The 22,157-nt window shown below is 66.6% G+C and carries 22 protein-coding genes and 2 pseudogenes; 14 read left to right on the top strand and 10 right to left on the bottom strand.

Annotation, left to right across the window (positions count from 1 at the left end; translation table 11 throughout):
- The first annotated feature begins 59 nt into the window (after positions 1–59).
- The 8 genes and pseudogenes from PSm6_RS30540 to PSm6_RS17435 all read left to right on the top strand — a co-directional run bounded on the left by PSm6_RS30540 (position 60) and on the right by PSm6_RS17435 (position 5,978).
- A pseudogene (locus PSm6_RS30540) lies at positions 60–862 on the top strand (DUF4349 domain-containing protein).
- A 101-nt stretch (positions 863–963) separates the two neighbouring features.
- Complete coding sequence (locus PSm6_RS17465) at positions 964–1,515, top strand: Rnf-Nqr domain containing protein (protein ID WP_043242816.1); 552 nt, start codon at positions 964–966, stop codon at positions 1,513–1,515.
- Between the two features lie 5 nt (positions 1,516–1,520).
- The gene (gene rsxB, locus PSm6_RS17460; protein ID WP_043242838.1) at positions 1,521–2,897 is read left to right on the top strand and encodes an electron transport complex subunit RsxB; all 1,377 of its coding nucleotides are present in this window, start codon (positions 1,521–1,523) and stop codon (positions 2,895–2,897) included.
- Positions 2,894–3,895, top strand: coding sequence for an RnfABCDGE type electron transport complex subunit D (locus PSm6_RS17455; protein WP_265167857.1), 1,002 nt, complete (start codon positions 2,894–2,896; stop codon positions 3,893–3,895). The genes rsxB and PSm6_RS17455 overlap by 4 nt, the downstream gene beginning before the upstream one ends.
- Positions 3,892–4,494 (top strand): RnfABCDGE type electron transport complex subunit G, encoded by a 603-nt coding sequence (locus tag PSm6_RS17450; RefSeq protein WP_043242818.1) that lies wholly within the window; start codon positions 3,892–3,894, stop codon positions 4,492–4,494. Before PSm6_RS17455 ends, PSm6_RS17450 begins: the two co-directional genes overlap by 4 nt.
- The gene (locus PSm6_RS17445) at positions 4,491–5,036 is read left to right on the top strand and encodes an Rnf-Nqr domain containing protein (RefSeq protein ID WP_043242819.1); all 546 of its coding nucleotides are present in this window, start codon (positions 4,491–4,493) and stop codon (positions 5,034–5,036) included. The genes PSm6_RS17450 and PSm6_RS17445 overlap by 4 nt, the downstream gene beginning before the upstream one ends.
- A 16-nt stretch (positions 5,037–5,052) precedes the next feature.
- Positions 5,053–5,691 carry an endonuclease III gene (gene nth / locus PSm6_RS17440; RefSeq protein ID WP_021219178.1) on the top strand — a complete coding sequence of 213 codons (639 nt, stop codon included), beginning with the start codon at positions 5,053–5,055 and terminating at the stop codon, positions 5,689–5,691.
- Positions 5,692–5,798: 107 nt separating this feature from the next.
- Positions 5,799–5,978, top strand: a complete 180-nt coding sequence (locus tag PSm6_RS17435) for a PA3496 family putative envelope integrity protein (RefSeq protein ID WP_021219177.1) — start codon at positions 5,799–5,801, stop codon at positions 5,976–5,978.
- Positions 5,979–6,589: 611 nt separating this feature from the next.
- On the opposite strand, the gene gloA is transcribed toward PSm6_RS17435, so the two are convergent.
- The 3 genes and pseudogenes from gloA to PSm6_RS17420 all read right to left on the bottom strand — a co-directional run bounded on the left by gloA (position 6,590) and on the right by PSm6_RS17420 (position 9,360).
- Positions 6,590–6,982 (bottom strand): lactoylglutathione lyase, encoded by a 393-nt coding sequence (gloA, locus tag PSm6_RS17430; protein ID WP_021222776.1) that lies wholly within the window; start codon positions 6,980–6,982, stop codon positions 6,590–6,592.
- A 92-nt stretch (positions 6,983–7,074) separates the two neighbouring features.
- Positions 7,075–8,292, bottom strand: coding sequence for an argininosuccinate synthase (locus tag PSm6_RS17425; RefSeq protein ID WP_263401131.1), 1,218 nt, complete (start codon positions 8,290–8,292; stop codon positions 7,075–7,077).
- A gap of 127 nt (positions 8,293–8,419) precedes the next feature.
- Positions 8,420–9,360: pseudogene (locus PSm6_RS17420) on the bottom strand (flagellar protein MotY).
- 227 nt (positions 9,361–9,587) lie between these two features.
- On the opposite strand from PSm6_RS17420, the gene pyrC reads away from it, so the two are divergent.
- The 4 genes from pyrC (at position 9,588) to bfr (ending at position 12,465) form a co-directional block, all read left to right on the top strand.
- A complete protein-coding gene (gene pyrC / locus PSm6_RS17415; RefSeq protein WP_043242822.1) occupies positions 9,588–10,634 on the top strand; it encodes a dihydroorotase in 1,047 nt (348 codons plus the stop codon).
- Positions 10,631–11,305 (top strand): ribonuclease T, encoded by a 675-nt coding sequence (rnt, locus tag PSm6_RS17410; protein ID WP_021222780.1) that lies wholly within the window; start codon positions 10,631–10,633, stop codon positions 11,303–11,305. Before pyrC ends, rnt begins: the two co-directional genes overlap by 4 nt.
- Positions 11,306–11,577: 272 nt before the next feature.
- Entirely contained in the window at positions 11,578–11,796 is a 219-nt protein-coding gene (locus PSm6_RS17405) for a bacterioferritin-associated ferredoxin (protein ID WP_021222781.1), read from the top strand.
- Between the two features lie 198 nt (positions 11,797–11,994).
- Positions 11,995–12,465 (top strand): bacterioferritin, encoded by a 471-nt coding sequence (gene bfr, locus PSm6_RS17400; protein ID WP_021222782.1) that lies wholly within the window; start codon positions 11,995–11,997, stop codon positions 12,463–12,465.
- Between the two features lie 61 nt (positions 12,466–12,526).
- Here the strand turns inward: bfr and grxD are convergent, their stop codons facing one another.
- The 3 genes from grxD to PSm6_RS17385 all read right to left on the bottom strand — a co-directional run bounded on the left by grxD (position 12,527) and on the right by PSm6_RS17385 (position 15,639).
- The gene (gene grxD, locus PSm6_RS17395) at positions 12,527–12,859 is read right to left on the bottom strand and encodes a Grx4 family monothiol glutaredoxin (RefSeq protein ID WP_031289067.1); all 333 of its coding nucleotides are present in this window, start codon (positions 12,857–12,859) and stop codon (positions 12,527–12,529) included.
- Between the two features lie 96 nt (positions 12,860–12,955).
- Positions 12,956–15,064 (bottom strand): molybdopterin oxidoreductase family protein, encoded by a 2,109-nt coding sequence (locus PSm6_RS17390; RefSeq protein WP_265167856.1) that lies wholly within the window; start codon positions 15,062–15,064, stop codon positions 12,956–12,958.
- A gap of 137 nt (positions 15,065–15,201) precedes the next feature.
- Positions 15,202–15,639 (bottom strand): hypothetical protein, encoded by a 438-nt coding sequence (locus tag PSm6_RS17385; protein ID WP_021222785.1) that lies wholly within the window; start codon positions 15,637–15,639, stop codon positions 15,202–15,204.
- 473 nt (positions 15,640–16,112) lie between these two features.
- Between PSm6_RS17385 and argF the strand changes: the two genes are divergently transcribed.
- Entirely contained in the window at positions 16,113–17,030 is a 918-nt protein-coding gene (gene argF, locus PSm6_RS17380) for an ornithine carbamoyltransferase (protein ID WP_031289069.1), read from the top strand.
- A complete protein-coding gene (locus PSm6_RS17375) occupies positions 17,027–18,136 on the top strand; it encodes an ABC transporter ATP-binding protein (RefSeq protein WP_265167855.1) in 1,110 nt (369 codons plus the stop codon). The genes argF and PSm6_RS17375 overlap by 4 nt, the downstream gene beginning before the upstream one ends.
- Here PSm6_RS17375 and PSm6_RS17370 read toward each other — a convergent pair.
- From PSm6_RS17370 to ybaK, 4 genes are all read right to left on the bottom strand, one after another.
- Positions 18,118–19,188 (bottom strand): GGDEF domain-containing protein, encoded by a 1,071-nt coding sequence (locus PSm6_RS17370; RefSeq protein WP_265167854.1) that lies wholly within the window; start codon positions 19,186–19,188, stop codon positions 18,118–18,120. The genes PSm6_RS17375 and PSm6_RS17370 overlap by 19 nt on opposite strands.
- Before the next feature lie 64 nt (positions 19,189–19,252).
- Positions 19,253–20,044 carry a substrate-binding periplasmic protein gene (locus PSm6_RS17365; protein ID WP_184491585.1) on the bottom strand — a complete coding sequence of 264 codons (792 nt, stop codon included), beginning with the start codon at positions 20,042–20,044 and terminating at the stop codon, positions 19,253–19,255.
- A 39-nt stretch (positions 20,045–20,083) separates the two neighbouring features.
- Positions 20,084–21,580, bottom strand: coding sequence for a glycerol kinase GlpK (gene glpK, locus PSm6_RS17360; protein ID WP_265167853.1), 1,497 nt, complete (start codon positions 21,578–21,580; stop codon positions 20,084–20,086).
- Positions 21,581–21,609: 29 nt separating this feature from the next.
- Positions 21,610–22,080: a Cys-tRNA(Pro) deacylase gene (gene ybaK / locus PSm6_RS17355; protein WP_021222791.1), complete on the bottom strand. Its 471-nt coding sequence runs from the start codon at positions 22,078–22,080 to the stop codon at positions 21,610–21,612.
- Positions 22,081–22,157: the final 77 nt, after the last annotated feature.

Here is a 22,157-nt window from a genome sequence, read left to right as displayed (position 1 = left end):
GGCGCTTCGTCGTTTCAGGAACCGATAAACCACGCGACACCACGCAAGGAACGCACATGATCAAGCACTGGACCCTGCCCCTGCTCCTGGCCCTCACCGCCCTGGCCGGCTGCTCCCAATCAGAAGGTGAAGGGAGCGGCGGTGCAGCCGCCTTCCGGGGCGAAGCCTCCAAGCCCGGTGCCTTCCTCGCCTACGAGCACCAGGTCACCATCCACCTCGCCGCCGAGAACGTCGCCCCGCGCCTGGCCGCTGCCCGCGAAGCCTGTGGTGACGGCCGCTTCGGCACCTGCGACCTGCTGGCCATCGAGCAGAGCCAGGGCGACTACCGTGCCGGCCAGTTGGTGCTGCGCATCGTGCCAGAGGGCGTGGAGAAGATGGTTGCCCTGGCCGCCGAAGGGGCGAACTGGCAAGCCGCAACACCCGCGCCGAGGACCTGGCCCAGGCCGTGGGCGACAACGCCCGCACCCGCGAGCGCCTGGAGCGCCAGTACAAGACCCTGGAAGCGTTCCAGGGGCGCAAGGACCTGGCCGTCGCCGACCTGCTGGCCCTGGCCCGCGAAATGGCCGAGCTGGAAGTGCAGCTGGCCGCCACCAGCCAGGAAGCCGCCCAGCAGCAGCGCCGCATCGCCACCAACCTGCTGACCCTGGACTTCACCACCGACCAGCAACGCCCGAGCCGCCTGTCGCGCATCGGCGACGCCGCCTCCGGCCTGCTGGACAACGCCACCGAAGGCACCGCCCAGGCCCTGGAGATGCTCGGCTACGGCATCCCCTTCGTGATCATCCTGTTCCCCCTGGCGCTGCTGGTGCGCTGGTTGTGGCGCAAGGCCACACGCCGCAACAAGGCCGTCGCCCAGGGCTGAGCTAGCCTTGCTGACAAGGGCCGCGACCATGCGGCCCTGTACCGCTCCGGCAGCATCCCGGATAATGCGCGGCCTTTTCGATAGACCCGACGCCCCTGACCATGACCGACTTCATCCTCGCCCTGCTCGGCGCAGCGCTGGTCAACAACCTGATTCTCGTCCTGCCCCTGGGCACCGACGCCCTGCGCCAGTCCCGCAGCCGCAGCCTGGCGCTGGCCGGCGGCCTGCTGCTGGTGCTCGCCACGCCGCTGGCCTGGGCCCTGGACCGACTGCTGGCGCCCCTCGGCCTGGGCTACCTCGGCATCGCCCTGCTGCTCCCCGCCCTGCTGCCGCTGGCCTGGGCGAGCCTGGCCCTGCTCGCCCGCCTCGCGCCGCACCTGCCCCGTGACGGCCTGCTGCCCCTGCTGCTGGGCAACGGCGCGGCACTCGGCGCCATGCTGCTGGCCGCTGCCGGTGATTTCGCCAGCGCCCTCGGCCTGGGCATCGGCGGTGGCATCGGCTTCTGGATCGCCCTGCGCCTGTTCGACGACCTGCTGCAACGGGTGGAGGCGGCCGACGTGCCCGCGCCCTTCCGCGGCCTGCCGGTAATGCTGATCTGCGCCGGGCTGATGGGCGTCGCCTTGCTCGGCTTCAACGGCATGGTGGCCTCATGAGCCAGGTGGCGCTGATCCAGCGCATCGACGCCCTGCTGCCCCAGACCCAATGCGGCAAGTGCGGCCACCCCGGCTGCCGGCCCTACGCCGAGGGCATGGCCCGGGGCGAGGCGATCAACAAGTGCCCGCCCGGCGGCAACGCCACCATCATCGCCCTGGCCGACCTGCTGCAGGTGCCGACACTGCCCCTGGAGGCCCCCGGCGGCCAGGTGCCGCCGCAGCTGGCGTTCATCCGCGAAGCCGAGTGCATCGGCTGCACCAAGTGCATCCAGGCCTGCCCGGTGGACGCCATCGTCGGCGCCGCCAAGCAGATGCACACGGTGATCGCCGATGAATGCACCGGCTGCGAGCTGTGCGTGGCGCCCTGCCCGGTGGACTGCATCGACATCCTGCCCCTGGCGGAACCGGCGGCCGGCGAGCAACGCCAGCGCGCCGACCAGTTCCGCCATCGCTACGAACAACGCAACCGCCGCCTCGCCCGCGACGAAGCCCGGCGCCTGGCCGAGCGCGAAGCCCGCGCCGCCAGGGCCGCCCAGGCACAGGCGCGGCAACCGGTGGCGACGCCCACGCCCAGTGACCCGGTGCAGGCCGCCATCGAACGGGTAAAGGCACAGAAGGCCGCGGCCGGCATCCAGACCGAGCGGCAGAAGCGCCTGAAGATCGAGGCCGCGCTGGCCAGGGTCGCCCTGGCCAAGGCCGAGAAGCAGCTGGAGGTCTACGGCACCTCCGATATCGCGGCCGAAGTGGAAGCGCTGCGCATCGCCAACGCCAAGGCCCAGGCCGCGCTGGAAGCGGCCAACGAGAGCACGCCGACCGCCCTGGACCAAGACGCCTACAAGAAGGCCAAGATCGCCGCCGCCATGGGCCGCACCCAGCTGGCCAAGGCGGAGAAGGCCTTTGGCGATGAGCCGGACGCCGAGCAGCGCAGCCAGCTGGACGCACTGCGCGCCAGCGTGGCCCAGGCCGAAGCCGAGCTGGATCGCCTGCAAGGCGCCCAGCCGGCCGCCGCCCCCACACCGGGCATGGCCGCACTGAAGCAGGCGAAGATCGCCCTGCTCAGCCGCCGTACCGAACTGCGCAGCGCCGAGGCCCGTGGCGCCGCCGAAGCGGAACTGGCACCTCTGCGCCAGGCCCTCGCCGACGCCGAGCAGGCGCTGCACGCCGCCGAAGACGCCAGCGGCAAGGCCCCGCCGGACCTGCAACGCATCGACAAGAACCCCATCGACCCGGCCCTGCGCGCGCTGAAGACCGAGCTGGCCATGGCCCGCGCCGAGGTGAGCAAGCTGGAGCGGCGCCAACCCGTCGACGACCAGGCCCTGGCCCGCGCCCGGGAACGCCTGGCGCGGACCCAGGCGCAGCTCGACGGGCACCCGGGAGCATGACCGCGCAGCCCGGCTTCGACCCGCGCCCAGGCATGCGCCTGGTGCTGCTGGCCTGCCTGCCGGGCCTGCTTGCACTGCTCTGGCAGTACGGCTGCGGCACCCTGGTGCAACTGGCCATCGCCATTCCCACCGCACTGGCCGGCGAGGCCCTGGTGCGGCGCCTGCGCAGCCAGCGCATCGCCCCTACCGAGGCCCTGTTCGGCCTGGCGCCCCTGGCCGAGGGCGGCGCCTTGGTAACCGCCGTGTTGCTGGCCCTGGCGCTGCCGCCCTATGCGCCCTGGTGGCTGGCCCTGTGTGCGAGTGCCTGCGCCATCCTCCTGGGCAAATCGCTGTTCGGTGGCTTCGGCCACAATCCCTTCAACCCGGCGATGCTCGGCTTCGCCCTGGCCCTGCTGGCCTTCCCCGCCCACTTCACCCACTGGCCCGCCGCCGACCAGGTCCACGGCCCCTGGGGCGCACTGCAACAGGTGTTCGGCTTCGGCAGCGGCCTGGTGGATGGCTGGAGCCAGGCCACGGTGCTGGATACCCTGCGCCACAACGACCGCCTGACCATCGACGAGCTGTTCGCCGGCCACGGCGCCTTCGGTGGCGTCGGCGGGCACGGTGCCGAGTGGGTCAACCTGGCCTTCCTCGCCGGCGGCCTGATCCTGCTGCAACAGAAGGTGATCCGCTGGCACGCACCGGTGGGCATGCTCGCCGCGCTCTTCGTCGCCGCGCTGCTGTGCTGGAACGGCAGCGGCTCGGACTCCAACGGCTCGCCCCTGCTGCACCTGTTCTCCGGCGCCACCATGTTGGGCGCCTTCTTCATCGTCACCGAGCCGGTTTCCGGCCCTGCCAGCGACCGCGCGCGCCTGCTGTTCGGCGTGGGCGTCGGCCTGCTGGTCTATGGGATCCGCACCTGGGGCGGCTACCCGGACGGCCTGGCCTTCGCGGTGCTGGCGATGAACCTGCTGGTGCCCACGCTGGAGCGGGTCGCCGCACGCGGGGTACGCCCATGAACGGCCGCTCGCTGGTGGTGTTGCTGGCGCTGGGCCTTGGCGGCCTGGCGCTGCTGGTCGCCTCGTACCAGGGGCTCGGCCCGCAGATCACCGCGGCCGCCGTGGATGCCGACGAACGCGCGCTGCTCGACCTGTTGCCGCCCGGCAGCTACGACAACCACCCCCTGCGCGAACCGATCGCCCTGCCGGACGCCGAGACCCTGGGCCGCCCCGCGCCCACCGCCGCCTGGCTGGCGCGCCGCGAAGGCAAGGTGGTGGCGCTGCTGCTGCCGGTCACGGCCGCCGGCTACGAAGGCCCGATCCGCCTGCTGCTGGCCATCGCCCCGGATGGCCGCCTGTTGCGCAGCAAGGTGCTGGAACACCGCGAGACCGCCGGCATCGGTGACCGTATCGAGCCCGCCCGCAGCCCCTGGCTGGCGAGCCTGGAAGGCGTCTCACCGGGCAACCGCCCGGGTGAGTGGCGGGTCAAGGCCGATGGCGGTGCGTTCGACCAGATCGCCGGCGCCACCATCACTTCCCGCGCCGTGGTCGCCGCGACCCAGCAGGGTTTGCGCTACTTCGACGCCCATCGCGAGCAGCTGCTGGGGGATGCGCCATGAAGCCCGCCATCGCCCTGCCCCTGCTTGGCCTGGCGCCCCTGCTGGGCGCCAGCGACCTGCTGGTCAAGGCGCTGGGCATCGCCCTGGTTGCCCTGCCGCTGCTGAGCCTGTTCGGCCTGCTGCTGCCTGTGCTGCGCCGTGCGCTGTCCGGCCATGCCCTGTGGTTCGGCGCCCTGCTGCTGGCCGGCGTGCTGGTGGGCCTCGCCCAGTTGCTGATGCAGGCCTTCGCCTTCGAGCTGCATCGGGCCCTGGGCCCCTTCCTCGCCCTGCTGGCGCTGCCCTGCCTTCTGCTGGTGGCGATCGAGCCCGCCGGCCCCGGCGCCGGCCTGCGCCAGGGGTTGCTGTTCGCCGCGTGCGCCCTGCTGCTGGGCGCGCTGCGGGAGCTGCTCGGCCACGCCAGCCTGCTGGCCCACGGCGAATGGCTGGGCCTTGGCGCCCTGCACTGGCAGGCGGCTGCCGACGGCCTGCCGCTCTTCGCCTCGGCGCCGGGAGGCCTTATCCTCCTGGGCCTGCTCCTGGCGCTCGTGCGCCTCAAACCCTAATCAGAAGCCGTCGACCATGAATGCCGCCAAACGCCTGGAAATCTTCCGCCGCCTGCATGAGGACAACCCCGAGCCCAAGACCGAACTGGCCTATTCCTCGCCCTTCGAGTTGCTGATCGCGGTAATCCTCTCCGCCCAGGCCACCGACGTCGGGGTGAACAAGGCCACGGCCAAGCTGTTCCCGGTGGCCAACACGCCGGAGGCCATTCATGCCCTGGGCGTGGAGGGGCTGTCGGAGTACATCAAGACCATCGGCCTGTACAACAGCAAGGCGAAGAACGTCATCGAGACCTGCCGCATTCTCGTGGAGAAGCACGGCAGCCAGGTGCCGGACGAGCGCGAGGCGCTGGAGGCCCTGCCCGGCGTCGGTCGCAAGACCGCCAACGTGGTGCTCAACACCGCCTTCCGCCAGCTGGCCATGGCGGTGGACACGCACATCTTCCGCGTCAGTAACCGCACCGGCATCGCCCCCGGCAAGAACGTGCTGGAGGTGGAGAAGAAGCTGCTCAAATTCGTACCAAGGGATTACCTGCTCGACGCCCACCATTGGCTGATCCTGCATGGACGTTATGTCTGCGTGGCCCGCAAGCCGCGCTGTGGCGCCTGCCGGATCGAGGACCTGTGCGAATACAAGGCGAAAACCTCGGACGATTGAGGCTTCATTGAACCGCTCGATGCTTCGATTGAAAAAATCTTTTTTACCGGCCTCTGCTTTGTCGCTATAAGGTGCGCCAATAGCGCCCCGCATCGTGGAGTGACCGTATGAGCACAGCCAAAGAAGAGATCGAGACCGAGGAAGACTTCGTCGTCGAGGACGCTGATGATGGCGAGGCTCCGGTCGAGGTTGCCAAGACCAACCTGACCAAGCGCCGCATCATCGACAACTACCTGGAAGAGCGCCGCCTGCAGAAGCAGTTGTCCGATTACGATTTCGACCTCTGATGTGAAGCCGCCCGAAAGCCCCGCCGATGCGGGGCTTTTTGTTTGTGGGGTTGCAGCCATCTGCGGACGAAAAAAGGGCTCTGTCTGCGTTAGCTGTTGTGGTTTTAATGCAAGCGCTCAAGCACGATGCTTTCCGGGCGCCAAAGGGTTCGTGCCACCTCCGCCGCATGGGTTTCGCTTCGCTCTACGCCATCCTACGAACGTGCGTCGGGTTACTGCGCACATCAATGTGAGGGGTCGAGCGAAGAAAGTTGGAGCAGCCGCCAACGCCCCTCCAGGAGGCCGAACGCAGTCGTTGCGCCGGGGGACGAGCGGCATGGATGCCGCGAGAGGCGCGCCAGGCCATGGATGGCCCATCGCGCCGGCCCCCGATAGCGACGATGGCGTGAGGGAACCCCGGCAAAGCCGGGGCCGGATGATGGGGCAAGCCCTTTTGGTTTCTTTTGGGTGGTTCGGCACCCCGACGACTGTCAAAAGAGACTCGCCCGGGGGGGCGAAACCAGAAACATCAGCAAAACTCGGCAATAAGCTGGACTCAAATCCTCTAGCAACACTTAACGCAGAGCCAAAAAAAGCCCCGCATTGGCGGGGCTTCTTCAGGCGCCTGGCGCTCAGTCGTTGCGCGAGGGCGAGAGCAGTTCGATCTTGTAGCCGTCCGGGTCTTCGACGAAGGCCAGGATGCTGGTGCCGTGCTTCATCGGGCCCGGCTCGCGGGTGATCTTGCCACCACGGGCGCGGATGTCTTCGCAGGCCTTGTAGACATCGGCCACTTCCAGGGCGATGTGGCCGTAGCCGGTGCCCAACTCGTACTTGTCCACACCCCAGTTGTAGGTCAGCTCGATGACGCTGTTCTCGGCTTCATTGCCGTAGCCGACGAACGCCAGGGTGAACTGGCCGTCCGGGTAGTCCTTGCGACGCAGCAGGGTCATGCCCAGGACTTCGGTGTAGAAGGCGATGGATGTGTCCATGTCGCCGACGCGCAGCATGGTATGCAGCAGTCTCATCAGGGTTTCCTCATCGTTGCCCGGTTGTGGGCTTATAAAAGCAGAACCCCGACTCGTGGCCGGGGTTCGCATGGCACGGGGCGCTCAGCTTATCAGAACAGCTTGCGGCCCTTGCCGGCGGCGATGCGCATGCGCAGGGCGTTGAGCTTGATGAAGCCCGCCGCGTCCGCCTGATTGTAGGCGCCGCCGTCTTCCTCGAAGGTCGCGATGTTGGCGTCGAACAGCGAGTCGTCGGACTTGCGGCCGACCACGACGACGTTGCCCTTGTACAGCTTCAGGCGTACCACGCCGTTCACGTTGGTCTGCGAGGCGTCGATCATCTGTTGCAGCATCAGGCGCTCGGGGCTCCACCAGTAGCCGGTGTAGATCAGGCTGGCGTACTTGGGCATCAGCTCGTCTTTCAGGTGGGCCACTTCGCGGTCCAGGGTGATCGACTCGATGGCGCGGTGGGCGCGCAGCATGATGGTGCCGCCGGGGGTCTCGTAGCAGCCACGGGACTTCATGCCGACATAGCGGTTCTCGACGATGTCGAGGCGGCCGATGCCATTCTCGCCACCGATGCGGTTCAGCTCGGTCAGCACCTGGGCCGGGGACATGTCCTTGCCGTCGATGGCGACGATGTCACCGGCGCGGTAGGTCAGTTCGATGTAGGTGGGGGTGTCCGGCGCCGCTTCCGGCGACTTGGTCCACTTCCACATGTCTTCTTCGTGCTCGGTCCAGGTGTCTTCCAGCACGCCGCCTTCATAGGAGATGTGCAGCAGGTTGGCGTCCATGGAGTACGGCGATTTCTTCTTGCCGTGGCGCTCGATCGGGATGGCGTGCTTCTCGGCATAGTCCATCAGCTTCTCGCGGGACAGCAGGTCCCACTCGCGCCAGGGGGCGATCACCTTCACGCCCGGCTTCAGCGCATAGGCGCCCAGCTCGAAGCGGACCTGGTCGTTGCCCTTGCCGGTGGCGCCGTGGGAGATGGCGTCGGCGCCGGTCTCGTTGGCGATCTCGATCAGGCGCTTGGCGATCAGCGGGCGGGCGATGGAAGTACCCAGCAGGTACTCGCCTTCGTAGATGGTGTTGGCGCGGAACATCGGGAACACGAAGTCGCGGACGAATTCTTCGCGCAGGTCGTCGATGTAGATTTCCTTGACGCCCATGGCCTGGGCCTTGGCACGGGCCGGCTCGACCTCTTCGCCCTGACCGAGGTCGGCGGTGAAGGTCACCACTTCGCAGTTATAGGTATCTTGCAGCCACTTGAGGATTACCGAGGTGTCCAGGCCACCGGAATACGCCAGGACAACCTTCTTTACGTCCGCCATGCCATCAACTCCACGGGGTTGTGCGAAAAACCCGTGATTCTACTGACCCTGGCGGCCAAATTACAGTGGCGCGACAGGCAATGACGACCAAGCGACAGATTCTTTCGTCGAATCGACCCGGGCGGGCTCAGGACGCCGCGCCCTGGGTGGCCTTGTCGGCCTCGGGGATGATCGGTGCAGGGGCCGCTGCCGGCGCTTCGGCGGGAGGCGGTGCTTCGGCTTCGCGGGACAGGGCGAGGGTGACGCGACGGTTCTTCGCCCGGTTGGCTTCGTTGCTGTTGGGCACCAGCGGGTAGCGCTCGCCATGGAAGCGCATGACCATGTGCGATTCGGGAATGCCGTTGGCCTTGAAGTAGTCGAACACCGCCAGGGCGCGACGGCGCGAGAGGTCGCGGTTGGTCAGGCGATTGCCGGCGTTGTCGGAGTGACCGTCGATCTCGATGTGGTTCACGCTGGGATCGGCCTTGAGGTAGTCGAGGATGATCTCCAGCCGCGCACGGCCCATTTCGTCCAGTGCCGTGCCGCCGCCCGGGAAGGCGAGCTGGGCATTCTTGATCTGGTCGAAGTTCACCGGCAGCAACTTGGTGGTGCAGGCGAGGTAGTCGTTGTAGGCCTTGTTGAAGTTCACCGGCAGCAGGCGCACTTCCATGGCTTCGCCGCCCTGCAGGGTGCGGTGGCGTACCAGCGGGCTACGCCCTTCCAGCAGGCCGGTGAGCAGGCGCCCACCCTGGAGCTGGCTGCTGTTGAACGGGACTTCGCCATTGCCGACGCTGACGGCACCGAGGTTGATGTCGCCACGTCCGGGCTGCCAGGGGCGGCAGCGGCCAGCAGGGTGGCCGAACCGGCGCCCATCCAGCGTTCGCGGGCCTTGAGACGGAAGGTCACCTGCTCGCCTGCGCGGCGCACGAACTCACCACTGCCGAAATCGGTGATCGGTTGCGACAGGCGGCACTCGAACTTGTCGCCCTCGACCGCCCATTCGGCCTTCTCCAGGCGGGTCTGGAAGGTAATGGCCATGGCCGGAAGGCTGGCGAACAGGCTGAGCAGGGCGACATAGCACTGGCGCACGACGGCGGGCTCCACGGGAAATTTCTGCACTCCCCAGGGCTATCGGTGGCGGCCTGCAAAACTTGAGTGGATTCGCCGTATCCGTTCGTTGCCCGCAGCGCCGCCGCAAGGCCTTCGCTGTCACACCGTGAAAAAACCGCCGACGCCTTGAAACACAAGCCCCGCGTGCCCCGAAAAAGCTTTTCCGGTAGCATGCACGACGAGTTTTGCCCGCCTGGAAGCCCCCCATGTCCGACCGTTTGACCTTGCTGCGCCCCGACGACTGGCACATCCATCTGCGCGATGGTGCCGTGCTGTCCCACACAGTCGCCGATGCCGCGCGCACCTTTGGCCGCGCCATCATCATGCCCAACCTGGTGCCCCCGGTGCGCAACGCCGAAGAGGCCGACGCCTATCGCCAGCGCATCCTCGCCGCACGCCCGGCCGGCAGCCGCTTCGAGCCGCTGATGGTGCTTTACCTCACCGACCGCACCCGCCCCGAGGACATCCGCGCGGCCAAGGCTTCCGGCTTCGTCCATGCCGCCAAGCTGTACCCGGCCGGCGCAACCACCAACTCGGACTCGGGCGTCACCCGCATCGACACCATCTTCCCGGCCCTGGAAGCCATGGCCGAAGTCGGCATGCTGCTGCTGGTCCACGGTGAAGTGACCCGTGGCGATGTCGACGTATTCGACCGCGAGAAGATCTTCATCGACGAGCACCTGCGCCGCGTGGTCGAGCGTTTCCCGACCCTGAAGGTGGTCTTCGAGCACATCACCACCCGCGACGCCGTGCAGTTCGTGGAGGCCGCCTCGGCCAACGTCGGCGCGACCATCACCGCCCACCACCTGCTGTACAACCGCAACCACATGCTGGTCGGCGGCATCCGCCCGCACTTCTATTGCCTGCCGATCCTCAAGCGCAACACCCACCAGGAAGCCCTGCTGGATGCGGCCACCAGCGACAGCACGCGCTTCTTCCTCGGCACCGACTCGGCGCCCCACGCCAAGCACGCCAAGGAAGCCGCCTGCGGCTGCGCCGGCTGCTACACCGCCTATGCAGCCATCGAGCTGTATGCCGAGGCCTTCGAGCAGCGCAACGCCCTGCACAAGCTGGAAGCCTTCGCCAGCAAGAACGGCCCGGACTTCTACGGCCTGCCGCGCAACACCGACAGCATCACCCTGGTCCGTGAAGAATGGACCGCCCCCGCAAGCCTGCCCCTGGGCGAGCAGACCGTAATCCCGCTGCGCGCTGGCGAGAAGCTGCGCTGGCGCCTGCTGGAGAAAAACGCGTGAGCGAAGACCTGTACGACGACGAGCTCGACGGCAGCCTGCCCCAAGGCCCTCGCCACCCCATGGCCGCCCGCTTCCGCGGCTACCTGCCCGTGGTGGTGGACGTGGAGACCGGCGGTTTCAATGCCGCCACCGACGCCCTGCTGGAGATCGCGGCGACCACCATCGCCATGGACGAACAGGGCTTCCTCTACCCGGACCACACCCACTTCTTCCGCATCGAGCCGTTCGAAGGCGCCAACATCGAACAGGCGGCGCTGGAATTCACCGGCATCAAGCTCGACCACCCGCTGCGCATGGCGGTGAGCGAAGAGCACGCGCTGAATGAAATCTTCCGGGGCCTGCGCAAGTCGATCAAGGCCAGCGGCTGCAAGCGCGCCATCCTCGTGGGGCACAACAGCAGCTTCGACCTGGGCTTCCTCAATGCGGCAGTGAACCGCACCGGGCTCAAGCGCAACCCCTTCCACCCCTTCTCCAGCTTCGACACCGCCACCCTCGCCGGCCTCGCCTACGGGCAGACCGTCCTGGCCAAGGCCTGCCAGGTGGCCGGCATCGAGTTCGACGGCCGCGAAGCCCACTCCGCGCGCTACGACACCGAGAAGACCGCCGAGCTGTTCTGCGGCATCGTCAACCGCTGGAAGGAAATGGGCGGCTGGATGGAAGACGACGACTGAGGTCGCCGTTGTCCACAGACCCTCTATAAGAAAGCCCGGCCGATGCCGGGCTTTCTTTTGCCTGGGTTGTAGGGTGCCCCGTAGGTTGGCGACGAGTGCAGCGAGGCCCAACGTCGCGGAGCCCGGAATCGCACCACCGGACCTGGCACCTCGCCCTGGTTTAAGGCCCGGACCGCTCTGGAATGCAGCCTGACGGACGGACTTTGACAATCATTCTCATTCTGATTAGTATCGCTTTCCATCAAGCCCACTACCGAGCGTTGAGCCCACCCATGTACGTCTGTCTCTGCCAAGGTGTCACTGACGGCCACATTCGTGATGCGATCTATGAAGGCTGCTGCAGCTACCGCGAGGTCCGCGAGACCCTCGGCGTCGGCACCCAATGCGGCAAGTGCGCCTGCCTCGCCAAGCAGGTGGTGCGTGAAACCCTCACCGAAGTACAGAGCAGCCAGGCCGCCCTCGCCTATCCCGCGACCTTCGTGCCTGCCTGATACAAATCAGTTTTGAAGAACCGGACCTGGCGTCCGGTTTTTTTATGCCAACAATTCAAGCAGTTAGCGCCAAGACGCGGAATCTAAACATTCTTATTCACATTCAAATTATCTTACTAATCAATAACTTACGTTGACTTTGCCGGGCGACTGGATAAAATTCGATCACTTCCACCCCTTTGCACGGCAGGACTCCACATGAAAGGCGACAAGAAAGTCATCCAGCATCTCAACAAGATCCTTGGCAACGAACTTGTGGCCATCAACCAGTACTTCCTGCATGCCCGCATGTACGAGGACTGGGGCCTGGAGAAGCTCGGCAAGCACGAGTACCACGAGTCCATCGACGAGATGAAACACGCCGACAAGCTCATCAAGCGCATCCTCTTCCTGGAAGGCATCCCCAACCTCCAGGACCTGGGCAAGCTGATGATCGGCGAGAACACCAAGGAAATGCTCGCCAGCGACCTGAAGCTGGAACTGACCGCCGTACCGGACCTGAAAGCCGCCATCGCCTACTGCGAAAGCGTCGGTGACTACGGCACCCGCGAACTGCTCGAAGACATCCTCGAGTCCGAGGAAGAGCACATCGACTGGCTGGAAACCCAGCTGGGCCTGATCGACAAGGTCGGCCTGGAGAACTACCTGCAGTCGCAGATGGACGAATAAAACGTCCGGACATGAAAAAGCCCCGCATCTGCGGGGCTTTTCTTTTGGAGCGGGAGCGGTATCAGGCGCTGGCGCCGGACTTGCTCACTGCATCCTTGATCAGTTGCTGCAGCTCGCCCTTGTCGAACATCTCGGCAAGGATGTCGCTACCACCGACCAGCTCACCGCCCACCCAGAGTTGGGGGAAGGTCGGCCAGTTGGCGTAGGTGGGCAGGTTGGCGCGGATTTCCGGGTTCTGCAGGATGTCGACATAGGCGAACTTCTCGCCACAGCCCATGACCACCTGCGCGGCACGTGCGGAGAAGCCGCACTGCGGGGCATTCGGCGAGCCCTTCATGTACAGCAGTACGGTGTTGTTGGCGATCTGCTCTTTGATGGTTTCGATGATATCCATGGCTACCTCGGCTGAACGTTCCGACTCGTCGGTCGGCAGGATGGCGGCATTGTAACGGAAGTCCGAGCACAACGCTCGGGCTTGCCCCTACGACTTTCAGGCGGCAACCACCTCCACCGGAACCCCATTCAGCGCGGCATTGCCGGAGACTGCATCCAGCTGCCGTTCGTCGGTCAGGTCGTTGGCGCTGGCTCCGGGCTGCTCGCTGGCGATGCCCATCATCACCCCGGGCCGCGCATGGCCCCAGCCATGGGGCAGGCTGACGACGCCGGGCATCATCTCCTCGCTGGCCGCCACCTCCACCTCGATCATCCCCACCCGCGAACGCACCCGCACCCGCTGCCCGTCCACCAACCCGCGACGCTCCAGGTCGCCCGGATTCATCAGCAGCTGATGACGTGGCTTGCCCTTCACCAGGCGGTGGTAGTTGTGCATCCAGGAGTTGTTGCTGCGCACGTGGCGCCGGCCGATGAGCACCAGCTCGCCTTCCGCCGGCAGCTGCTGGGCGGCGAAACGGCCCAGGTCGCCGAGGAAGATCGACGGTGCGCCGACCACGCGCTTGTCAGCCGTTTTCAAGCGCCCCGCCAGGTTGGGCTTGAGCGGGCCCAGGTCCAGCCCATGGGGGAAATCACCCAGGCGCTGCACCGAGAGCTTGTGCTCGGAACTATCGCCATAGGGGCCGAAACGCAGGCCCATGTCGATCATCTGCTTCGGCTCCAGGGTCGGCTTCAGCTCGACGCTGGTGCGTGCGGCGAAGGCCTGGGCCAGGCCGACGAAGATCTCCCAGTCGTGCAGGGCGCCCTGGGGCTTGGCCAGCACCGGCTCGTTGAAGCGGGTGACGTTGCGCACCGCGAAGACGTTGAAGGTGGTGTCGTAGTGATCGTGCTCCAGCGGCGCGGTGGGCGGCAGGATCAGGTCGGCGTAGCGCGTCGTCTCGTTGATGTAGAGGTCGATGCTGAGCATGAAGTCCAGGCCGTCCAGGGCCTGCTCCAGGCGCCGCCCGTTGGGGGTGGACAGCACCGGGTTGCCGGCCACCGTCACCAGCGCACGGATCTGCCCATCGCCCGGGGTCAGCATCTCTTCGGCCAGGGCCGAGACGGGCAGCTCGCCGCCGTATTCCGGCAACCCGGAAACGCGGCTCTGCCAGCGGTTGAAATGCCCGCCGCCAGTGGTCGCCACCAGGTCCACCGCCGGCTCGGTGCAGAGCACGCCGCCGACGCTGTCGACGTTGCCGGTGACCAGGTTGATCAACTGGATCAGCCACTGGCAGAGGCTGCCGAAGGCCTGGGTGGAAACCCCCATGCGCCCGTAGCAGACGGCGCTTTCTGCGGCGGCGAAGTCCCGCGCCAGCTGGCGGATGGCCGCGGCGTCGATGCCGCAACGGGGGCCCATGGTCTCGGCGGTGAAGCCGCTGATGGCACGGCGCACGTCATCCAGCCCGTCGACGGCCAGGTGGGTGCCGCGGCCCAGGTTCTCCTCGAACAGGGTGTTGAGCAGCGCCAGCAGCAACGCGGCATCCTGGCCGGGGCGCACGAACAGGTGCTGGTCGGCGATGGCCGCCGTCTCGCTGCGGCGCGGGTCCACCACTACCAGGCGGCCACCCCGGGCCTTGAGGGCCTTCAGGCGCTTCTCCACATCGGGCACGGTCATGATGCTGCCGTTGGACGCCAGCGGGTTGCCACCGAGGATCAGCATGAAGCCGGTGTGGTCGATATCGGGGATGGGGATCAGCAGGCCATGGCCGTACATCTGCTGGCTCACCAGGTGATGGGGCAACTGGTCCACCGAGGTAGCGGAGAAGCGGCTGCGGGTCTTCAGCAGGCCGAGGAAGTAGTTGCTGTGGGTCATCAGCCCGTAGTTGTGCACGCTGGGGTTGCCCTGGTACACCGCCACCGCGTTGTTGCCGTGACGGGCCTGGATCTCGGCCAGGCGCTCGGCCACCATGGCGAAGGCTTCATCCCAGCCGATGGGCTGCCACTCGCTGCCGGCGCGGCGCATGGGCTGGCGCAGGCGGTCGGGGTCGTTCTGGATGTCCTGCAGGGCCACCGCCTTGGGGCAAATATGGCCACGGCTGAAGCTGTCCTGGGCATCGCCCTTGATGGAGAGGATGTGGCGGGAGCCGTCGTCCCGGTCCTCGGTTTCGATGGTCAGCCCGCAGATGGCTTCGCAGAGATGGCATGCACGGTGGTGAACGGACTTGGTCATGGCCTTGCCTCATGTTCTTGTGTCGAGACGACCGGTCGGGTCGCAAGAGCAGAACTATGGAAGCAGATCGATCGGTCGGCCAGTAGATTCAACGATATGAATCGGCAGGCATCAGGCCTGCCGATTCGCTTCGCGGGTCAGCGGATGGACTGGATGGTGCCCTTATTGCCGGTCACCTTGGCGCTCACTTTCTTGAAGACGAAATAGTCCTGGATGGTGAGCTCGTAGCGCGGCACCACGATCAGGTCGGCACCCGAGGACTTGACGGCCTTGAACGCGGCAGCGGATTTCACCGCCGAGATGGGATCGGGCCCGAAAGGCAGGCTGCCACCGGCATCACCGCCATAGACCACGCCATCGGCGAACTGGGAATCGCCGCCGAACTGCAGGAAGTGGAACAGGATGTTCACTTCGGACTGCCCGCTGATCGGCTCGCCTACCGCCACGTCGGCCTTCAGGCCGGTCTTGACGTTGCCGTTGAGCGGTGAGCTCGGCTGGCTGACGTTGTAGCTGCTGCAACCGGTCATACCGGCGATAGCGACGACCAGGGCGGCAGGTACGAGGAACTTCTTCATTGGTATCTCCATGATCAGAACATGCTGGCCGGGCCCAACATCCGTAGGCGGGCCCCGCCCCCGAAACCGAGTGATTTCGAGGTGGCACACGCTAGCAACGCGCCCTGCGTCGCATAAGTTCATGCAGGCTGATTTGTCCCTTGGAAATTTCCCAAACCCTACCTCTTCGCCGAATTTCCTTGCATTCGGTCAAGCGTTCGCGCCATCCGGCCCGGCCACGATTCCAGGCAGCTCGCCCTGGGTACCGGTCGGGACGGTTTTCGCCACGACCTCGAGCCGACGGCCAAGAAGACGCGGGCACGCCTCTGGCACGGGGCCTTCGAGGCACTGGTTGGCAGAGTGCGACAATTCCTTATAAGATCGCGCCTCCCCCTATTCCGTCGCCCCGTGCGGCTTAGCCCGCCGGTCCCGCCTGCTTTTCCCTGAAAAAACCGACCAGGACCCGCGGCCAGAGGCAAAAAAGGTAGTCAGCAATGAGCGCAAGGCATTTTCTCTCCCTGATGGATTGCACCCCCCAGGAGCTGAGCAGCCTGATCCGTCGAGCCATCGAGCTGAAGGACCTGCGCCACCGAGGCGTCCCCTACGAGCCCCTGAAGAGCCGCGTGCTGGGCATGATCTTCGAGAAGGCCTCCACCCGTACCCGCCTCTCCTTCGAGGCCGGGATGATCCAGCTCGGTGGCCAGGCGATCTTCCTCTCGCCCCGCGACACCCAGCTGGGCCGTGGCGAGCCGATCAGCGATTGCGCCATCGTCATGTCGCGCATGCTCGATGCGGTGATGATCCGTACCTTCGCCCACAGCAAGCTGGTGGAGTTCGCCGAGAATTCCCGCGTGCCGGTGATCAACGGCCTCTCCGACGACTTGCACCCGTGCCAGTTGCTGGCCGACATGCAGACCTTCCAGGAACACCGCGGCGCCATCCAGGGCAAGACCGTGGCCTGGATCGGTGACGGCAACAACATGTGCAACACCTATATAGAAGCGGCGATCCAGTTCGACTTCCGCCTCAACGTCGCCTGCCCGGAAGGCTTCGAGCCCAACCCGGCGTTCCTCGCCCAGGCCGGCGACCGCGTGCAGGTACTGCGTGACCCGCGCGAGGCGGTACGCGGCGCCCACCTGGTGAGCACCGACGTGTGGACCTCCATGGGCCAGGAAGAAGAGACCGCGCAGCGCCTGGCGCTGTTCAAGCCCTACCAGGTGAACCAGGCGCTGCTTGCGCTGGCCGATGAAGCGGTTATCTTCATGCACTGCCTGCCGGCGCACCGGGGCGAGGAAATCAGCATGGACCTGCTCGACGACCCGCGTTCTGTGGCCTGGGACCAGGCAGAAAACCGCCTGCATGCGCAAAAGGCGCTGCTGGAATTCCTCGTCGAACACGCGTCCCGAGCATGAGCCACGAACTGCTTCTAAACCTGCGCAACCTGAGCTGCGGCTACCAGGACCAGCGCGTCGTACAGAACCTCAACCTGCACCTCAACGCCGGCGACATCGGTTGCCTGCTGGGGCCCTCGGGCTGCGGCAAGACCACCACCCTGCGCGCCATCGCCGGTTTCGAGCCGGTGTTCGAAGGCGAGATCGAGCTGGCGGGCGAAGTGATCTCCAAGGCCGGCTTCACCCTGGCCCCGGAAAAACGCCGCATCGGCATGGTGTTCCAGGACTACGCGCTGTTCCCCCACCTCACCGTGGAAGAGAACGTCGCCTTCGGCATCCGCAAACACCCCGAGCGAGCGCGCATCACCGGTGAGCTGCTGGAGCTGGTCAAGCTCGGCCAGCTGGCCAGGCGCTACCCCAACGAACTCTCCGGCGGCCAGCAGCAACGCGTCTCCCTGGCCCGCGCCCTGGCCCCCGAGCCGGCGCTGCTGCTGCTCGACGAACCCTTCTCCAACCTCGATGGCGAGCTGCGCCGTCGCCTCAGCCTAGAGGTGCGCGACATCCTCAAGGCCCGTGGCACCAGCGCCGTGTTGGTTACCCATGACCAGGAAGAAGCCTTTGCAGTGAGCGACCAGGTCGGCGTGTTCAACAACGGCAACCTGGAGCAGTGGGACACCCCCTACAACCTCTACCACGAGCCGGCGACCCCCTTCGTCGCCAGCTTCGTCGGCCAGGGCTACTTCATCCGTGGCCAGCAGGTGTGCCCGGACACGGTGCAGACCGAACTCGGCCTGATCCGTGGCAACCGCGCCTACGCCTGGCCGGAAGGCAGCGCGGTGGACGTGCTGCTGCGCCCCGACGACATCGTCCCCGCGCCCGAGGGTGAGCTCAAGGCCCTGGTGACCGGCAAGACCTTCCTCGGTGCAGCCACCCTGTACCGCCTGCAACTGCCCACCGGCACCCAGCTGGAAGCCATTTTCCCCAGCCACGCCGACCACCAGCCCGGCCAGCACGTGGGCATCCGCGTGGCCGCCGATCACTTGGTGGTGTTCCCCGCCCATGGCAGCGTCGCCGCCCAGGCCGCGATGCAGGACGAGGGCGTGCGCCGCTACAGCACCGCGAGCTGATCGCGGCCGCTGTGCTTGGCCTCGTAAAGCGCCATATCGACCCGTAGCAGGCTTTCCTCCCAGGATTCGCCGGGTCGATAGGCGCTGACCCCCAGGGACAGCGTCAGCTTCAACCCCGGGCATTCGTCCCAGTGCGCCGCACGCACCTTGGCCTGCAAGCGTTCCAGCATCACCTCGGCCCCCGCCTCGTTGGTGCGCGAGAGCACCAGCAGGAATTCCTCGCCCCCCAGCCGCGCCACGAAGTCCACATCCCGCACCGACTCCTGCAGCATCTTCGACAGCTGGCGCAGCACCGCGTCGCCACAGCCGTGGCCATAGCGATCGTTGACGTTCTTGAAGTAGTCCAGGTCCACCAGGCAGAGCACGAAGCCGTAGTCGCCCCGATCGGCCAGGGCTTTCTGCTGGGCGAGGATTTCCTTGGTGAAGCGGCGGTTGTAGAGGCCCGTGAGTTCGTCGGTGATGGCCAGCTTCTGGATGCTCTCCAAGGCCAGGCGCAAGTCGTTGTTGCGCTGCACCAGGCTGCGCCGCAGGCCGTTCATCTCCAGGGAGAGCAGGCCGACGCCGGTCAGCAGCACGAAGAACTCCACCGCCTGGATCGCCTCGCTGTGCAGGTCCAGCTCCCGGCCCGAAGCGACCAGCGAGCTGATCAGCAACGCGTAGCACACGGCCGTCAGCAGGATCACCAGCAAAAAGCCGCGCAACAGCAGGCGGAAGGTGCCGAACATCAGCACCAGCAGCACCGTCATCAAAAACAGCAGGCGCAGCTCGCCGGCATGGTAGGCGGTGGCGAAGATCACGCAGATCGCCCAGCTCATCAGCGGCAGCGTCAAGCTGGGATCATGGAAGCGCAGGTTGAGGTTGCTGCGCACCAGGGCCAGGAACGCCAGGCAACTGAGCCCGACCAGGCCCGTGAGCAAGAGCATGCCGCCCAGGCTCAGGCCCAGGTAGCCGGCGGCATGCGCCGACCAGCACAACAGCAGGAACAACAACGATGCACCACTGGCCAGCGATACCCTTCGCAGGCGCAGCAGCTGATGTCGGGAGGGCTGCATGGGCTCCCCTTCTATAACGATGAATGGCCGGGAGTATAGACAGGCGTCGTAATCCCGCCGCCAATCAGGGCGTCGTCACGCCATAGCTGCGCATCAGGGCATCCAGCCGGCCCGAGGCGCGGTAACGCTGCAGGCCCGCCTCGAACAGGGCGTTGTAGCGGGCGCTGGCCTCGATGGCGGGCGAGAAGGCCAGGTAGATGGGCACGTCCGGGGCGCGGCAGCCCGCCGACTGCAGGCGGTCCTGCTGGCGGGTACGGGCCAGCAGGTTCTCCATCACCCAGCTGTTCTCCACCGTGGCGTCGAGGCGGCCGAAGCGCACCTTCTCCACATTCATCTCCAGTGCCTGCTCGCCGGAAACCACCTGCACCCGGTCGCCCTTGGCGCGATGCATGCGGACGTAGGCGTCGATTTCCTGGCCATAGCTGTAGCTGTTTATGGTGCCCAGGCGCACCTGCGCCAGCGAACCCAACCCCTGGTAGCGCCAGGGCGCGCCCTGGGCGACGTAGAAGCACATGCGCGAAATGCCAGGCGCGGTGGGGGTGTAGAGGAAGTCCGGGGCATCCTGGATGCCGGCGCCTATCACCGCGTTGAGCTTGCCGGTGCGCGCGTCGCTGATGGCCCGCGCCCAGTTGATCACCCGGTACTCAACCTGGATGCCGGCCTCGGCGAAGATATCCCGCGCCAGCTCGACGAAGATGCCGGGCTTGGCCGACTCGGGCGCGCAATTGATGGGGCACCAGATATCCCCGGCAATGACCAGGGTCTCGGCCCGCGCGGGGCCGATGGCGAGAAGGGCGAACAGGCCGAGAACCAGCCTGCGCCATGGTCGATGAACACGTGCATCCCTGACAGCCACGTCAAACTCCCTGCGTTGCTTACCGCTCCAGTGTGCAGCTTACGCCTCGGAGGCCTCGCTGCGTACCCGCTGGACGGCATCCAGCCATCCGTCGTAAAGCTTGGTCCGATGCGCGGTCGCCATGTGCGGGGTGAAGCGCTGCTGGCGGTGCCAGTGCCGGGCGATCTCGTCGAGGTCGCGGTACAGCCCCGCCTTCAGGCCCGCCAGGTAGGCCGCGCCCAGAGCCGTGGTCTCGGTCACCTCGGGGCGTTCCACCGCCACGCCGAGGATATCGGCGAGGAACTGCATCACCCAGTTGTTCTCCACCATGCCGCCATCCACCCGCAGCGCGCTGGGTGCGGCAGCGCCGTCCTGGCTCATGGCCTCCAGCAGGTCGCGGGTCTGGTAGCAGACCGATTGCAGGCCGGCGGTGACGATCTCCTTGATCCCGGTGTCGCGAGTCAGGCCAAAGATCGCGCCACGGGCGCGCGGGTCCCAATAGGGGGCACCCAGGCCGGTGAAGGCCGGCACCAGGTACACGCCGCAGGCATCGCCGGTCTGCTCGGCCAGGGCCTCGGTGTCGCGGGCATGGCTGATCAGCTTGATGCCGTCGCGTAACCACTGCACCGCCGCGCCGGCGACGAAGATGCTGCCTTCCACCGCGTAGGTGACCTTGCCCTCCAGGCGATAGCCAACGGTGGTGAGCAGGCGGTTGCGCGAGGTCACGGGTGTCTCGCCGGTGTTCTGGATCAGGAAGCAGCCGGTGCCGTAGGTGCTCTTGACCATGCCCGGCTGGAAGCAGGCCTGGCCGATCAGCGCGGCCTGCTGGTCACCGGCCATGCCCAGCACCGGGATGGCCGCGCCCAGCAGCGGCGCCTCGGTGGTGCCGAACTCGGCGGCGCTGTCGAGCACCTCCGGCAGCAGGCTGGCGGGGATCTCGAACAGCTTGAGCAGTTCCTCGTCCCACTGCTGGGTGTGGATGTTGAAGAGCATGGTCCGCGAAGCGTTGGTGGCATCGGTGCGGTGCGCCTTGCCGCCGGTCAGGCGCCAGAGCAGGAAGCAATCCACGGTGCCGAAACGCAGCTCGCCCTGCTCCGCGCGGGCCCGGGCGCCCGGCACGTTCTCGAGGATCCAGCGCAGCTTGGTGGCGGAGAAATAGGGGTCGATCAGCAGGCCGGTGCGACGGGCGACTTCGTCTTCGTGACCGGCCTCCTTCATGGTCGAGCAGTAATCGGCGGTACGGCGGTCCTGCCAGACGATGGCCGGGTGGATCGGCGTGCCGGTGGCGGCGTCCCACACCAGGGTGGTCTCGCGCTGGTTGGTGATGCCGATGGCGGCGATGTCCGCAACCGGCATGCCGCTCTTCTGGATGGCCTCGCGGCAGACCTTGAGGGTGGTCAGCCAGATTTCCTCACCGTCGTGCTCGACCCAGCCGTCCTTGGGGAAGTACTGCTTGAACTCCTGCTGGGCGCGGGCCACGGGCAGGCCCTGGGCGCTGAAGACGATGGCGCGACTGCTGGTCGTGCCCTGATCGATGGCAAGTAGGTACTGGGCCATATGCAGGCTTCCTTGTTGTTATGGGGGCGTCACTCGCGGCCGATCGCCGCGAACTGCGCCTGGGTGTGCTGGGCCAGGGTGTCCGCACTCAGTTCCACTTCCAGGCCGCGCCGCCCGGCGCTGACGTGGATGCTCGGGTGCGCCCGGGCCGATTCGTCGATGAAGGTGCGCAGGCGCTTCTTCTGCCCCAGCGGGCTGATGCCGCCCACCAGGTAGCCAGTGGCGCGCTGGGCCGCATCCGCCGCTGCCATGTCCACCTTCTTGGCCCCGGCCGCATGGGCCAGCGCCTTGAGGTCGAGGGTGCCGGCCACCGGCACCACGGCCACCAGCAGCTCCCCCTTCTCGGTGGCCGCCAGCAGCGTCTTGAACACCCGTGCCGGGTCCAGGCCAAGCTTCTCCGCCGCTTCCAGGCCATAGGAGGGCGCCTTGGGATCGTGGGTGTAGCTGAGCACCTTGTGCTCGGCCTTGGCTTTCTTCAGCAGATCGATGGCAGGGGTCATGTTCGATTGTGAAAACAGGAGGGCGAATTGGGCGTACCTTAGCTGAAAAGTCGCCGTTCGGCAGCACGTCGCTATAA

This window comes from Pseudomonas solani (genome assembly GCF_026072635.1).
GTDB lineage: Bacteria > Pseudomonadota > Gammaproteobacteria > Pseudomonadales > Pseudomonadaceae > Metapseudomonas > Metapseudomonas solani.
The sequence above is the reverse complement of the archived record's forward strand: the minus strand, read 5'-3'. Positions and strand labels throughout refer to the sequence as shown.

What these genes read in the sequence shown, in the direction of transcription:
- PSm6_RS17465 (WP_043242816.1), top strand. Translation starts at nt 964, where the DNA reads ATGACCGACTTCATCCTCGCCCTGCTCGGCGCAGCGCTGGTCAACAAC.
- PSm6_RS17455 (WP_265167857.1), top strand. Translation starts at nt 2,894, where the DNA reads ATGACCGCGCAGCCCGGCTTCGACCCGCGCCCAGGCATGCGCCTGGTG.
- PSm6_RS17450 (WP_043242818.1), top strand. Translation starts at nt 3,892, where the DNA reads ATGAACGGCCGCTCGCTGGTGGTGTTGCTGGCGCTGGGCCTTGGCGGC.
- PSm6_RS17445 (WP_043242819.1), top strand. Translation starts at nt 4,491, where the DNA reads ATGAAGCCCGCCATCGCCCTGCCCCTGCTTGGCCTGGCGCCCCTGCTG.
- nth (WP_021219178.1), top strand. Translation starts at nt 5,053, where the DNA reads ATGAATGCCGCCAAACGCCTGGAAATCTTCCGCCGCCTGCATGAGGAC.
- PSm6_RS17435 (WP_021219177.1), top strand. Translation starts at nt 5,799, where the DNA reads ATGAGCACAGCCAAAGAAGAGATCGAGACCGAGGAAGACTTCGTCGTC.
- gloA (WP_021222776.1), bottom strand. Translation starts at nt 6,982, where the DNA reads ATGAGACTGCTGCATACCATGCTGCGCGTCGGCGACATGGACACATCC.
- PSm6_RS17425 (WP_263401131.1), bottom strand. Translation starts at nt 8,292, where the DNA reads ATGGCGGACGTAAAGAAGGTTGTCCTGGCGTATTCCGGTGGCCTGGAC.
- pyrC (WP_043242822.1), top strand. Translation starts at nt 9,588, where the DNA reads ATGTCCGACCGTTTGACCTTGCTGCGCCCCGACGACTGGCACATCCAT.
- PSm6_RS17405 (WP_021222781.1), top strand. Translation starts at nt 11,578, where the DNA reads ATGTACGTCTGTCTCTGCCAAGGTGTCACTGACGGCCACATTCGTGAT.
- bfr (WP_021222782.1), top strand. Translation starts at nt 11,995, where the DNA reads ATGAAAGGCGACAAGAAAGTCATCCAGCATCTCAACAAGATCCTTGGC.
- grxD (WP_031289067.1), bottom strand. Translation starts at nt 12,859, where the DNA reads ATGGATATCATCGAAACCATCAAAGAGCAGATCGCCAACAACACCGTA.
- PSm6_RS17390 (WP_265167856.1), bottom strand. Translation starts at nt 15,064, where the DNA reads ATGACCAAGTCCGTTCACCACCGTGCATGCCATCTCTGCGAAGCCATC.
- PSm6_RS17385 (WP_021222785.1), bottom strand. Translation starts at nt 15,639, where the DNA reads ATGAAGAAGTTCCTCGTACCTGCCGCCCTGGTCGTCGCTATCGCCGGT.
- argF (WP_031289069.1), top strand. Translation starts at nt 16,113, where the DNA reads ATGAGCGCAAGGCATTTTCTCTCCCTGATGGATTGCACCCCCCAGGAG.
- PSm6_RS17375 (WP_265167855.1), top strand. Translation starts at nt 17,027, where the DNA reads ATGAGCCACGAACTGCTTCTAAACCTGCGCAACCTGAGCTGCGGCTAC.
- PSm6_RS17370 (WP_265167854.1), bottom strand. Translation starts at nt 19,188, where the DNA reads ATGCAGCCCTCCCGACATCAGCTGCTGCGCCTGCGAAGGGTATCGCTG.
- glpK (WP_265167853.1), bottom strand. Translation starts at nt 21,580, where the DNA reads ATGGCCCAGTACCTACTTGCCATCGATCAGGGCACGACCAGCAGTCGC.
- ybaK (WP_021222791.1), bottom strand. Translation starts at nt 22,080, where the DNA reads ATGACCCCTGCCATCGATCTGCTGAAGAAAGCCAAGGCCGAGCACAAG.